The sequence below is a fragment of the Pseudomonas sp. GW-45 genome, from assembly GCF_056896675.1.
This window is the reverse complement of record NZ_JBXHBH010000002.1, coordinates 113,835-127,219: the sequence shown is the minus strand read 5'-3', so window position 1 is coordinate 127,219 and position 13,385 is coordinate 113,835. Positions and strand designations below refer to the sequence as shown.

At 47.4% G+C, this 13,385-nt stretch carries 9 protein-coding genes; 8 read left to right on the top strand and 1 reads right to left on the bottom strand.

Going from position 1 to position 13,385, the window contains the following annotated elements; all coding sequences use genetic code 11:
- The first annotated feature begins 1 nt into the window (after position 1).
- Both AC1XYH_RS19630 and AC1XYH_RS19625 read left to right on the top strand, forming a co-directional pair.
- Complete coding sequence (locus AC1XYH_RS19630) at positions 2–1,084, top strand: hypothetical protein (RefSeq protein WP_483326456.1); 1,083 nt, start codon at positions 2–4, stop codon at positions 1,082–1,084.
- 14 nt (positions 1,085–1,098) lie between these two features.
- Positions 1,099–5,508: an LPD1 domain-containing protein gene (locus tag AC1XYH_RS19625; RefSeq protein WP_483326455.1), complete on the top strand. Its 4,410-nt coding sequence runs from the start codon at positions 1,099–1,101 to the stop codon at positions 5,506–5,508.
- Positions 5,509–5,564: 56 nt separating this feature from the next.
- On the opposite strand, the gene AC1XYH_RS19620 is transcribed toward AC1XYH_RS19625, so the two are convergent.
- Positions 5,565–6,242 (bottom strand): hypothetical protein, encoded by a 678-nt coding sequence (locus AC1XYH_RS19620; RefSeq protein WP_483326454.1) that lies wholly within the window; start codon positions 6,240–6,242, stop codon positions 5,565–5,567.
- A gap of 725 nt (positions 6,243–6,967) precedes the next feature.
- On the opposite strand from AC1XYH_RS19620, the gene AC1XYH_RS19615 reads away from it, so the two are divergent.
- From AC1XYH_RS19615 to istB, 6 genes are read left to right on the top strand one after another with little or no spacing between them, the layout of a single operon-like run.
- Positions 6,968–7,666: a DotI/IcmL family type IV secretion protein gene (locus tag AC1XYH_RS19615; RefSeq protein WP_483326453.1), complete on the top strand. Its 699-nt coding sequence runs from the start codon at positions 6,968–6,970 to the stop codon at positions 7,664–7,666.
- 2 nt (positions 7,667–7,668) lie between these two features.
- Positions 7,669–8,616 (top strand): DotH/IcmK family type IV secretion protein, encoded by a 948-nt coding sequence (locus AC1XYH_RS19610; protein WP_483326452.1) that lies wholly within the window; start codon positions 7,669–7,671, stop codon positions 8,614–8,616.
- Positions 8,617–9,909 carry a DotG/IcmE/VirB10 family type IV secretion system protein gene (locus AC1XYH_RS19605; protein ID WP_483326451.1) on the top strand — a complete coding sequence of 431 codons (1,293 nt, stop codon included), beginning with the start codon at positions 8,617–8,619 and terminating at the stop codon, positions 9,907–9,909.
- 8 nt (positions 9,910–9,917) lie between these two features.
- Entirely contained in the window at positions 9,918–11,405 is a 1,488-nt protein-coding gene (locus tag AC1XYH_RS19600) for a hypothetical protein (protein ID WP_483326450.1), read from the top strand.
- A gap of 56 nt (positions 11,406–11,461) precedes the next feature.
- On the top strand, positions 11,462–12,481 hold the full coding sequence (gene istA, locus AC1XYH_RS19595; RefSeq protein WP_483326449.1) for an IS21 family transposase: 1,020 nt from the start codon (positions 11,462–11,464) through the stop codon (positions 12,479–12,481).
- The gene (istB, locus tag AC1XYH_RS19590; protein ID WP_483326448.1) at positions 12,478–13,275 is read left to right on the top strand and encodes an IS21-like element helper ATPase IstB; all 798 of its coding nucleotides are present in this window, start codon (positions 12,478–12,480) and stop codon (positions 13,273–13,275) included. The genes istA and istB overlap by 4 nt, the downstream gene beginning before the upstream one ends.
- Positions 13,276–13,385: the final 110 nt, after the last annotated feature.

Here is a 13,385-nt window from a genome sequence, read left to right as displayed (position 1 = left end):
TATGACCGACAAACAACCAGCATTGAACACCCAGAGCATTGGACCTACGGATACACCTGTCGAGGCTGAAGCTCAACTGTCTGGCCTGCTAAAAGGGCTTTTTGGTAATGACGGCAACCCTATATCAGCTGATGGTGGTTTTGATCCTGGCATAGATGATGATTTTGAAAGTACCGATATTTCTGAATCAGTTATTGATCCAATTTCTAATAATAGTGACGTATCTGATCCCGGTGAAGTGATTGAACCGGCTTTAGATCAAGACGGTGATTTGATATTTGCCGATGAGCCAGCTGAGCCTCGTATTCCCGACCCTGAAGCTGGTGAAATTACCCACGAAGAGTTTCTTTCACAAGGCTTTAGTCCAAGCGCTCTTGTGCGCCAGCAGGCGGCTGATATGAGCCGTAAAACTCAAGCTGAACTTGAGCGAGGGATTCAAAACAACCCTACGATCAATCAAAGCCTTCCTGAAGAGTTCACAAGGCCCGGTGTGGCTGGAGCTGTTAGCGGTTTGGTTGGGCTAGCTATAGCAATTCCAATGGCCCTAGCTTCCAAAGGTGGCTATGCGGTCGCTAAATCGGTTGCTGAGTTTTCACATTCCAAATCAACGAACGAATTAAGAACAGCGCTGGATGATGCGGGGATGGTTGCTGCTGATCTGCACGTTAGAAGTCGTTCAGCTGTCGAAGGCATTCTTGACCCAACTGAAAAGGCCAACAAGCTTGATGAGTTTTTCAGTAGGCAAGATAACGCTGAAAACGCTGAGCGCCTTGCAGATTCTATTGATCGTGCTAAGCAAGCAGCCATGAAAATAATCCGCCGAACTGAGCAGCTGGGCACTAACAACCCCGACAAGGTTGTTAGCGAGACTGTGGGCCTTGTAGCCAAGTTCAAAAAGGATAACAGGGAGGTTTTGGAGGCCATCAAATTTAATGGGGAATCTCTTTCAGTCCGAGTTGAAGGCGCTCTTAAAGGGCTCTTTGATGTGGCTCGAAACTTTGTTTCCCTAATGATGAATAAGCTTGGCGCTACAGCTAACCAAGAAGGCGCCGCGACCTCCACACCAGCACCAGGCATGCGCTAATCAAGGAGTAGAAAATGATTGAGTTACCAAGCGTTTGGGGTCGGCATACTGAAGCATTCATTGACCCGGTTATGGTTAATGGTCGTGCCTTGGTGACATCAATCATGAACTCGCCGGCAGGTTGGGAAGAGCGGATGTCTTTGCTGGGATTCCGCCAAGGGTGTAAGGCGTGGCTTCGGGTGGGTTATCTAACGCCAGCTGAGTTCCAGTACCTATCCCCATCCATTGATCTTGTAGGGTTAAGGGATGAAGACGTAATAGACCTGATTGAGCCATCTCATTCCGAGGTCGCGGTTCCGTATGCTGTTCAAGATGCCATTTTAAGGATTTGGCAACGTCAGTCAGGGGCCATGCTGATAGCGTTATCAATGGAGCACTCTGTTAATTACTCACGTAGTGAGGCGTGGTCTTTTGTAGAGACTGCTCTATCAGGAGCAAATACCCCCGAATCAGAAACGATTCTAGGTCTCGCTCTTACTAAGCTGAATCTTGAGGATAGCCTTAACTCAGATTTGCTGGTGTATGCACGTCATGTTGGCTGGAATACGGTTGGTGAAAACGAAGCGTACCCAGTCCCTACGGGCACAGAACAAGTAATGTTTAGAGCTGGTGTAACGGTGAACTGGGCAGATGAGCATGGTGTTGTTCATGCAGGTCGTTTAGCTCAACGATTAAAAGCGAAGGACACTGGTGCTTGGGTTCACAAAGAACACCCGCATTGGGCGGGTGGATACCCAGTGGTTTCGCCTATATGGATATCAAGACAGGCATTGCAGTACCCAGGGACTCACGAAGATTGGTCGGTGCAGGAAGATGCAGATAACGCCAATTTACGAAGCAGACCACTTGAAACACCAGCTCAATTCAGTCTTACAGAGGGTCAGCAGAAAACGCTTCGTGAGCTTTGTAATCACAGGTATTTCCCATCGGATGGGTGGGAAGAAGTGGTCAAACAAACTTCAAACGATGTGGACTTTAACGCCTTAAAGGAGCTAGCCGATCATATTGAGCATTTATCTGCTCACTACTATGGCTCACTACCTATCCAATTCATCGTCAGCCATGTCGTTGATGACCAGATTTATTTTGGACACCAGGTAGGTACTTGTCCGGTTCAAAATCTAACGTCACTTAGTGGGTTTCGCAGCGGATTTTCTCTCACAGACATTGCGTCAACGCTCGATTCGATCATTCAGTTAAGCGTGAAGGTATTAGAGTCTCAATCAGCCGAGGTTGGCAGGGTACTTGGTGTGGGGCCAGCAATTACCGTAAAGCTACTTCAACGGAATTTGCCACTTTGGCAGGAGCTGTTCGCCAATGGTTTGAGGATAGAAAATACAAATGATCTGCTAAGGGTGGTAGCCGCTTCAACCAACAGGACCGATATGATCCGAAGTCTTGATACGAGTTGGTCGGCAGTTCAGAAGCTGCCATCAGCATTGAATCAAGAGGTAAAGCTCAGTCCTCGGAATGGTATAGAAGGCGTGAACATTCTTGCCGGTGCTTACGATTGCTCCGCAGTAGAGTTAGATTCGGTTGTCAGTATGGTTGCCAATGGAACATTCAGCTATGACATGGCTAGTGGTGCCCATACGCACTCAGTAGAGGTCTTCACAGTAGAGGCACACAATCCCGGCACCGGTCTAATCAGCGCTGATTTTAATAAAGGGGTTTCGGTGTTTCCGACACCTTCAGGTGAGGTGCCTATCAGGCACCTGCATTCAACGATGGAACAGGTTAAAGAAACCTATAAAGCGGTAGTTGAGCAGCTGCTTAAGGTGGCCGACGAACCATCTTCAGCTCGACTGAAAAGTGCCGAACTCATTCTTGAAAACCTCCCTTTGCGGAGTCGTTTCTTAGATGCGATCACCTCAGTAAAACAGAAGACAGATGACGAACTTTTTAGCTATCTCAATCAGTCACTTTCAACAGGGTTCAAAGGTGGATTGTCTGATTTTAGCGAAGGGTTTCAGAAGCGAATAATTGATCATGCAATCGAAAAGATCAGAAAGCATAAAGCAGAAGGCGTTGTGTTCGTTAGAAAGGGACGAAGGATGTTCATCGACGCCGTGGAGCTTTCAGACGAATCGTTGATTCAGAGTCGCGATGCAACGCTAGAAGGCAAGGCCGCAGAGCTTAAGGCTAGCTATGGTGGTCGTTGCAAATCTGCTGCTATCGACCTCATTAGTATGGTTGATCCTGAGATATGCGATGTGTTGAGCGGTACATCGAATCTGGCGGGTGGTGGTGTTAGCAAGCCGACATCTAAAGGCGACGGCTACCAGGACACGGGCGTTGTTGCAGGGTTTGCGCTTAAGGATATCCGAGGGATGGGGCGGGAGGCGTTATTGCTGCGCTCTGATGAAATGAGTGATCTACAGAAGTCTAAGTACATTACTAAAGATCTAATCTGGCCACGTAAAAGCATGGAGGAGCTAAAAGAAAAGGGTCATTCAGTAACTGTTGCATCAGCTTTCGACATGTTCTGGAAAGGCTTGCCTAAGGCGCCTTTGAGCCCAGCGCGGACTCATGTTTTTGCTTTTATTGAGCTGCTAACAGCAATGCGTGAGACGGTAGACCCAATCTTAGAATCGTTAGCTAATACACGTCTTGATAACAAAGAGGCTTTGGCTGAATTCTCAAGAGCTATGACACCGGCGACCAAGGAGATTTTTGAAAGCTTTAGTGGCTTGAGAGCAATGTATCCGATGTCATCGCGCAAAATACGAGGGACCGATACATATTGGAGTTCTTACCAGCCAAACCGTGGCGGACGTTTCACATGGGCTTTACATGACCTTTCTTGGTCCGAGGTTATCAAGCCGCGCAAGAAGGCCGCAGCGGCTTCAGGGAGCCGCGTACAGCGCGGCGAAGTCGTTCGCTTAGGGCCTGATTACCGACAGGGTATTGATGTGAGCAGTGATGACTTCATAAATACCTTTATGTATTCCGGTGTTGAATACGGAAATTGGACTAACCAAAAAGAGCGAGCCAAGCATCTGAATTTCGCTTATGACTCCATGATGGACTTCACGAGAATCATGGGGTGGGAGCCACCAGCGCTCAGTCTAGGTGGCCGGTTAGGTTTATGCATTGGATCTCGCGGTCATGGTGGGTCACGCGCAGCTTTGGCCCATTTTGAGCCAGCAAACATGGCTGTCAATTTAACCAGAATGCGTGGGGATGGATCATTAGCACATGAATACTTCCATGCTGTTGCTTGTCACTATGGCCGTCTCGCGACAGGAAGGATTTCTGATGTGCTCGACACAATCGGCTACGACCTCCGTAAGGCAGGTAGCCCAAGAGACCTTGCGTCAATAAGTACCGGGTTAAGAGACGAGGTTAGAGACGGCTTCTATAAGCTGCTAGTCAGCATTATGCACAAGCCACACGAAGGATCAGACCCTACCGATATCCGCAATTACACTCAGGCAAGCGACATGCTTGTCGCTTCGCTTGAAATGGATAAGGGCTCAAAGGTTTACTGGTCACAGCCCGCTGAAATGTTTGCGAGAGCTATGGAGATTTGGGTAAGGGAAACATTAGCTGAGTCTGGTGAGCGTAATGATTACCTTGTTGGCCCCTCAAAGGACGGGACGATATACCCAAGTTCAGATCATCTAGGACGAATTAACCATTTCGTCTCGCCGTGGCTTGAGTCAATGAAAACTCAGGTGCAGAGCATTGAACATCCATTTCTTGGCCCAGTTGATATACCGGTTTTGTACTCTAAGCTCTATTCAGCACAGCCAGCTAATCGGCAGGATTTAGTAGAGCTTTGTGAGTCTGAGCTGGTGAAACTCTTTGGTTCTATGGCGCCGCATTACCAGATTGATGATGGGCAAGGTTACGCAGGGCTTTATAGGGCAGGCGCAAACATAATAAGGCTCAGTTCTTTAAACGCCGACAAGGGCACCTTCTATCATGAGTCTTGGCACGCATGCCATAACATCCTACTGACTCGGCAAGAGAAGCACGATATGAACAATCTCTTTGCTAAGGGTGGTGACGTTAGTGAGAAGGTTAGGGCGGTGATGGTAGAGCAGGGCTGGCCACATCACGTAATTGAGGATGCTGCGGCTTCGCCAGAAGAAATGGCCGCATTCGCATTTCAGCTGTGGTCGTGCAATTTGATCAGTATTGGTGACTTACAGCCAAAAGAGTTTCAAAGGGTTAAAGGTTTTGTGGATGGCGTTGTCGAAGTAGGTGACCTTTTTCAAGCTGATGACGCTGTGAGTATTTTTGAGAAGTTTGCATCAGGCGAGCTTGCAGCCAGGTCAACGATGCTAATTGCTAAGGAATTGTCCGAATCAGATTCGTGGGATGAGGATAATCGAATATTTTGGTCAGCTGGTATAGACGCTCATGCTGATGAAGAAGGTATACAGAAAAGAGGCTTGAGTTTAGAAATGCGTCTCTAAAGGCTTTAGAAGTTGAAAGGGGGGGGGCTGAGAAATCATGCCTCCCCCTTTTTCATTCAGTAATTTAAAAGTGATCCAAAGTCCTCAATGGGAGCATAACCGTTGAACAAGGTAGAGTCTTCGGGAGCGGGGCCAGTCTTAAAAGCAACCAAGGGTGTACCTAGTTCCTCTCGACCCATCATCGCTCTTAGGTAGGCAGCTGATTCTTCAAGCCGAGCAAAATCACGCTCAGAAGGCTCACCAAAAAGGCTGTTCAATAAAGCTACGTCGATTGTGGGGTTACCCATGATCATAGCCATTAAGTCCCTAGCTGTAGCCATACCGCCTTTGCTATTAAGAGCCTTAATTAGGTGAGCGCTGTAGGTTTGACTATCACCAGTGGAGTAGGTGGGAATCCATACCAGCCTTGCACCAAATCGAGTAGCAATCTGTTCTTGATCAGCGAAAAGCTTTTGGCAGTGCATGCACATTGGATCAAAAGCTATATAAACGGGCTTCTTGTTCTCGCTGTGAAATACGATCTGGTTAGGTAGTCCTGACATGTCACCTATAAGCGTGTCGATAGCTGTCTCTTGAGAATCAGGGCTAGACGTTACCGCTACACCACCCGCCTCAATCATTTCAGCGACCTTAGACAGCACCTCAAGGTCTCGCGATAGCTTTGCATCCTCATCTGATAGTACCGGCACCTTAGCCCCGTCACCGATGGTAGATAGATTGCTAGAGCGGTTCATGAGCGGTCCATTCAAGAAATGCTCTCCATCAGGGAGCACATATACAAAGCCACGAGTGGAAGGAATCTCTGCATTAGCGAATAACTCAACTGAAAGCAAGCAAGAAGGGTCGGCAGTCCCTTTAGGCTGAGCTGATATGTCAATTATTTCTAAATCGGGAAAGTGATGCCTTAAAAGGCTCTCAGCTTGTTCAGGGGTAGCCGTTCGACAGGCCAACGGTGGCTCATGTGGGGGGGTCAGTGTCTGAAGGAAATTTAGATTCAGAGACAGAAGAAGCGCGATGACCACTAGAAGGGCGCAAATCAAACCCCCCTTAGTGATAGATGCGATTAGTTTATTTGTTGGCACGTTAAGCCCTCTATGAGCGAAATTAAGGATCAAGAAAATACCGTATAATAATACTACACCGAAGAATAATAAGCTGCTACGATATGTACCAACACCAAATGGAGTAGGCCAATGAGGCTGAATGACTACATTTCAAGCCTTCCGATAGGCCAGCGAAACGAATTCAGAGAGCGTTTAGCACAAGCTCACAACTGTTCAGTATCACTGATTCGTAAATGGGAATATTGGCCACCACCACAGGATTGGGATACAGAAAAGGTGAAGAGAATGAGCCGAAAACATCCTGCGGAATTAGTTTCAGTGCGGATCACTGAAGAAACGACAGGGTATCAAGTGAAGCGAAGTGATCTGCGACCAGAGTGCTGGGGTGACGAGTAATGGCTAAACCAAATGGCGGCACGAAAGCTAAAGGCAACGAAGGATCAGTCACCCTTGATGATCAGGTGATGTCTATGACCGGCCTGAGCGGATTGATTCAAAAAGGGCTAGATGCTGAACGGGAAATTAAGACTAAGAATAGATTTATCCTAATTTTGCTGGTTGCTTTGACCATTTGCTTGGTAGCAATAACGATCATGTCAGGCCGTGAGACCCAGGTGAAGCTATTGGGCGAAACAACGGATGGGCGAATTAGATCGTTGCCACTTCTATCGAATCCGATATACACGCATTCTGAGGTTATTGCTTGGTCCGAACGGTGCGTTAAAGATATATATCGACTTTCTTATGTTGATTGGCGGACGACAATACAAAACGAAACATTGTGCTTATCAGATGGTTCGCGAAGTGCATTTGTAAATTCATTAAAAGAAATGGGTTTGCTAGATAAGTTCACTGCAGAAAATCAGGGACAGCTTTACGCCGTTCCAGAAAATACAGTGATCAGAAGCGCTGGTCTCTCACCAACAGGGTATAGCCAGTGGATAGTAGATGTGCCTTATAAGATTGTGTTGGATGGAAGGCAGCGCGGACAGATTGATGTCGTTATGTCAATGAAAGTAAGGCGTGTAAGTCTAACGTGGCGCGAAACCGGTCTATGGGTTGAGTCTTATAAAATCACACCTAAGAGGGGCTGACCGTGAAATTAATTACACCAATTATTACAATTGCTATGATGAGTTTAGCTTTCTCATTAATGGCACAAAGCAATTCTGAAGTTGATCTTCCGATTGTTGAGAGAGCAGACAATCTATTATTAGCCGACCCTCAGACAATCATTGATTTACGTCACAAGATTATTCAGAACTCAGCGGCTAGGCAGGCACCGATTATTGATGACTTCAGTGAGGTCGGTAATCGAGAGATGCTAGATCTAGAAGATATTTTTGAAATAACGCTTGAGCCCGACAGCGTGGCTCCACGTGTTTCAATTGCACGTTATCAGAGCACTGCTGTTTCATTTGTTGACGCTTATGGAAACCCTTGGCCTATAAGACGAATTAGTAATTTCTTAGAAGGTTTAATAGCAATTGATAAAGCTACCGGCGATGAAGACGTTAAAAAGGACGATCCACAAGCTGGCTCTTTTACCATGACTGCATTGCGACATGGTGTGGTAGGAAACATCACAGTTTATCTTGAAGGACTATCAACACCAATTAGCTTGATGCTTGAAGGTAATAGTGGTGTCTTTCATAGGATAGCTACGATGAGAGTAAATGAAGCAGGCCCTCAAACAAATGTTGCTTCAATGCTTAATGACAGCGCAGTAACAATCGGTACTGCAAGTGATGTCGATCTTAACAACGCCTTGTACGGTGTGAGTCCTGCAGGCTCAGAAACCATGCTCGTAAGCGGAGCCGAAGGAAAGGCATGGATTAAGGATGACCATCTATATCTACAAACTCCGCTGGCAGTTTTTTCCCCGCAAATTCTTGGTGTTTCTCATGGGAACGGGCGGTATCGAGCTTATAAGCTACCTCTTAGCTCTACCGTGATGGGTACAAACAATAATGGACAAACAGTTTCTATGAGAATTGGCAGAGCCGTTTCTGCAGAAGCCTCTAGTTCTTTAGGAGTTCGATAGATGAGTGCTATTGACGACAACGATCTATCTTTGTCAGCTACACCTGACGAACGTTATGGTACATCTTCAGGTGAAAGTGTTGAGGTATCATCAGTCAACGGTAAAGCAGCTTTAAAGTCGATCTTTGCTCCTGGTAATAGAAAGAGACTCGTTGTTTATGCAGTAGCTCTGATAATTCTGGTAGTAGCTATATTCATATCGCTGGTTGGTTTAGGTAGTGATGACGACATTAGAACTGCAGTGGGAAGCGGTACTAATCAAGGTGGTAAAATGAATATACAAAACGACAGGGCTGCACCTACATGGATACAACAACAAGAAATCGAAAGATACAACAACGAACAGCTTGCGATTATTCAACAAGAGAAACCAACAGCTCATCCGCTACTTGAGGTCTCAGATTCGGATTTAGGAGCTTCAAAAGATATAGATTTGACAGTCACGGAAGAGGTCAATCCATTCTTTGTAGAACCAGAGAAAGAAGCCCCACGAACTGTAGGAAGAGCAATAAACAATGGTAATGATCAACGGAATCAAGAACCACTAGTTGACGTGCAAGCGATGGATTCACTAATAGAAAGCTTAATTGAAAGTGAAGGTGCGCGCGCACCAAAATTACAACAGGTATCATGGTCATATATAGAGCCTATCAAAGATAATAAGACGCCCCTTGTTGACGATAAGATAGGTAGCCAAGCACCTCAGATTGATCAACGTAGTTCATGCTCAGTAAATTATGCAAGAGCAGGAGATATGGCATTAGGGACCACTAATATGGGTCTTAATAGTGATGTTGGTGGGCCAGTATCTATTGAAGTGCATAGTGGGAAGCTTCGTGGTGCTAGGTTGCTCGGACAATTTGAGCGTGCAGATACGTGGATTCGGATAAGTTTAAATAAGTTAGTTTTACGAGATGAAACTATCTCAATAAATGCTATAGCTCTTGACACTGAAACGACTCTAAATGCTGTTGAAGGCGATGTGGACCGGCACATTATGTATCGCTACGGTTGGTGGGGTGTAGGTACTGTCCTGCGTGCGATTGGTCGTGCTGCTGAGATAACAGCTGATAGCGAAGTATATGTAAGTGATGGAACAATTGTAGAAACAACCTCAGCGTCATCTGAACGTGAAACACGGATTGCTTTAGGCGAATTAGGTCAAGACGTTGGAGATGTAATGCGGGACAGATTAGATCGACCTATTACGGTCTCTCTCAATGTTGGTGATGAAGTTGGGATATTCTTCATGGATGATGTTTGCAGTCAAACCGCTGGGTTGTCAGTAAAATGAGGCAGGATATGAGCAAAGATATAGATAACAAAGACGAAGAGTTTGAATTTGATATTGATAACTCTGGTTTGATTGAAGAAATGATTAACGATTCTGAGAAAAACCAAGCAGACTCTTCATCTAGCGATCCATTTCTTGAGAAAAATGATGGTTTAAGCCTTGAAGATGATTCAAGCAGCAGCGATGAATCTCAGAAAACATCTGTATTAAAGATATCAATAATTGCTTTTTTAGTTTTTTTAGTTTTGATCGCCGGTCTTGGTTGGGTTGCTCTTAGGGTCTTAGGCACAAACAACACAAATACTCAAGGTGCCTCTGGTTTTGATCAATCTAACATGTCTGCGCCTAACCAAATGCAAACTCCATCAGCAACTAACGATAACGCTCAAGACGTTAGAGTTGAATCAGCATTTGGTGACAACCAAACACCGGCAAATTTTAATGAGCGAGTAAGCGATGCCGAGTGGGGCAGTGATGTAAACAATATAAAGCAATCAGAATTCCAACAAAATGAAGATTTTAGTGGAGGCGTGCCTGTAAGCAATAATGATGTTGCTGATGCAATAGTTATTCGTAGCGGCACAGAAACTCTATCAGACACTGAAAACAGTATCGCCGCTAACAATGTTAATAATGAACTTTCAGAAGAAGAGCTACTGTACGACAAATTGCTAGATCAAACTGAAGAGCTTGATGTTGTTCCAGAAGGTTTGGTTATAGATGAAAGTGTTGTAAGGCGTCAGGTGAGTGACAAGCGCATGAGCGTGCTCGAATCTGAGGTATCTAGTACGCGGCAAACAATAGGCACGCTCCGAGTCACTCTAGGTGCTGTTCAGGAACAGGTCAAAGATATGGCTGACGTAATTTCTAAATCATCTACGGAACAGAGTGAGCTTAGAAAATCTATTCAATCAATTGGCTCTGCTGTAGATGAAATGTCAAAAGAGCAGAGTAATCTTATGATTGACCTTAATAAAAAGATCGAACTGGTTACGAGCATTGCAACGGTAGCTCAGCAGGATGCGAAGTCTGCCAAGGATATTTCATTGTCTTCAGCTAGTGTTGCCCGCCGATCAAGCCCTGAAGCGAGACCACAAGCAGTGCCATCAAAGCCTGTAGTAGATGTACAGCCGGTTCGTGAACCTGAACCAGAGCCAGTAGTAGCAGCAGCGAAACCTGCTAGGCCAGCACCTGTAACCCGCCCTGTGGAAGCGCCGCAGCCTGTTAAGGCAACAGAAATCTCATCTACTGCACGCCGTTCAAGTCAGGTATCAGAAACGAATCAAGCTAACGGTTGTTCTTCTCAAACTGTGTCTGCAATCTGGCGTGTCAAAGGTGTGAATACAACCTCTGCTTATGTAACCAGGGCGCAAGATCGAACCGGGATCATTCTACGAAAAGGTGTGCAAGTACCGGGTTTCGGTAATGTCGTGTCTTTTAATTCAGATGCACGCTGTCACCGCCGGAGTAATACTGACCCACCAACGTCGACTTAAAATTGACCCACCTGAAGCAAAATGGCCGCCTAATCAAATGATCAGAGCGGCGGCCGATGTTGACTCAGGAGAGACTCGTGGAAATTCATGTATTACATGGCCAAGGCAACAGCATTCGTGCCATCGCAAGGCAACTCGGAGTATCGCGCAATACCGTACGGCGGTACCTACGAGACCTGACCGTTGTGCCTAGCTATCCAGATCGGGGTCCGCGACCAACGAAGCTGGAGCCCTACAAGCCTTATCTGTTAGGTCGAATTGAAGCGGCCAAGCCGCATTGGATACCCGCAACGGTGCTGTTTAGCGAGATTCAAGCCCGTGGCTACACCGGTGGCATCTCCCAGCTCAAGTACTACGTTGCCGAGTTCAAAACGGTCGAGGCTGATCCCGTCGTCCGCTTCGAGACCCCGCCCGGCAAGCAGATGCAGGTCGACTTCACGACCATTTCACGTCACCGGCGTACGATTAAAGCCTTCGTTGCGACGCTGGGTTATAGCCGCGCCACCTACGTCCGGTTTTCCGAGCATGAGCGTCAGGATGACTGGCTGCGGGGTATTGAGGAAGCATGTCATTATTTCGGCGGAGTGCCTCAGGAGATCCTGTTCGATAACGCCAAGACCATCATGATCGAGCGCGATGCCTACGGCGAAGGCCATCATCGTTGGAATGCGCAACTGCTGGCGACGGCGCGAGATTACGGCTTTATCGCCCGCGCTTGCCGGCCCTACAGAGCACGCACCAAGGGCAAGGTTGAGCGTTTTAATGGCTATCTGAAGAACAGCTTCATCACGCCTCTGGCGGCCACACTGAACCAGGCTGGCCTGCGACTGGATGTGCCCACGGCCAACGCTCACATAGGTCCCTGGCTTGAACGTGTGGCGCATCAACGTATCCACGGCACTACAGGCATTAAACCTCAAGTATTACTGGATCAGGAACGCTTCCAACTCAATCCCTTGCCGTCGCAGTCAAAACAGGCAGTACAGCAAATATCTATCGCCGCAAGGCCTGTGCCCAGGGAGAGCTTCCAGCATCCGCTAAGCACCTATGACCGGCTGCTAGAGGTGCGTCCATGAACCTGCAACATCAGCGTATCCAGTACGCCTGCGCGAGCCTGAAGCTCGATACGCTCGCCAGTGAATGGTCTGCGATGGCCGACCGTTGCGCCTCGCAAGAAGACACCCTGGCTGACTTCCTTGAGCAGCTATTGCGCCTGGAACTGGACGCACGGTCACTCCGCTCCCGGGAGACGTTACTCAAATTTGCCGGCTTCCCGGGGCGTAAGCTGTTTGAGGATTATGACTTCAAGTTCGCCAGCGGAGCACCGCGCAAACAGCTGAACGAACTGACGAGCCTAGCCTTTGTGGAGCGAGCAGAGAACGTCGTGTTCCTAGGCCCCAGTGGCGTTGGCAAAAGCCACCTCGCGATCAGTCTGGGTCACAAGGCCGTCGCCCAGGGCATCAAAACGCGCTTCATTGCCGCCGCTGACCTGATGCTGCAACTGGCGACCGCCCGCAAGCAGGAGCGTCTCGATCAGTACTTGAAACGCAGTGTTCTGGCTCCCCGGCTATTGATTATCGACGAGATCGGCTACCTGCCGTTTGGTCGTGAAGAGGCCAATCTGTTCTTTAACGTCATTGCCAAGCGGTATGAGCACGGCAGTGTCATCGTGACCAGCAACCTACCGTTCTCGCAGTGGTCCCATGCCTTCGCTGACGACACAACGTTGACGGCAGCGCTCTTGGATCGGTTGTTACACCATGCGCATATCGTGCAGATCCGGGGTGAAAGCTATCGACTGAAGGACAAGAATGCTGCCGGTATCGCGCCGATCTCGGCTAGCAGCAAGGATCTATTAAGCAACACTTAATCGCCAAGGGTGGGTCAGTTTTAAACTGGCGATATCGCCGTTAAGTGGGTCAGTTTTAAACCGGCGTTGACAGCACGCTCTGTTTGTACAACTGCTGGTTTAATACAACG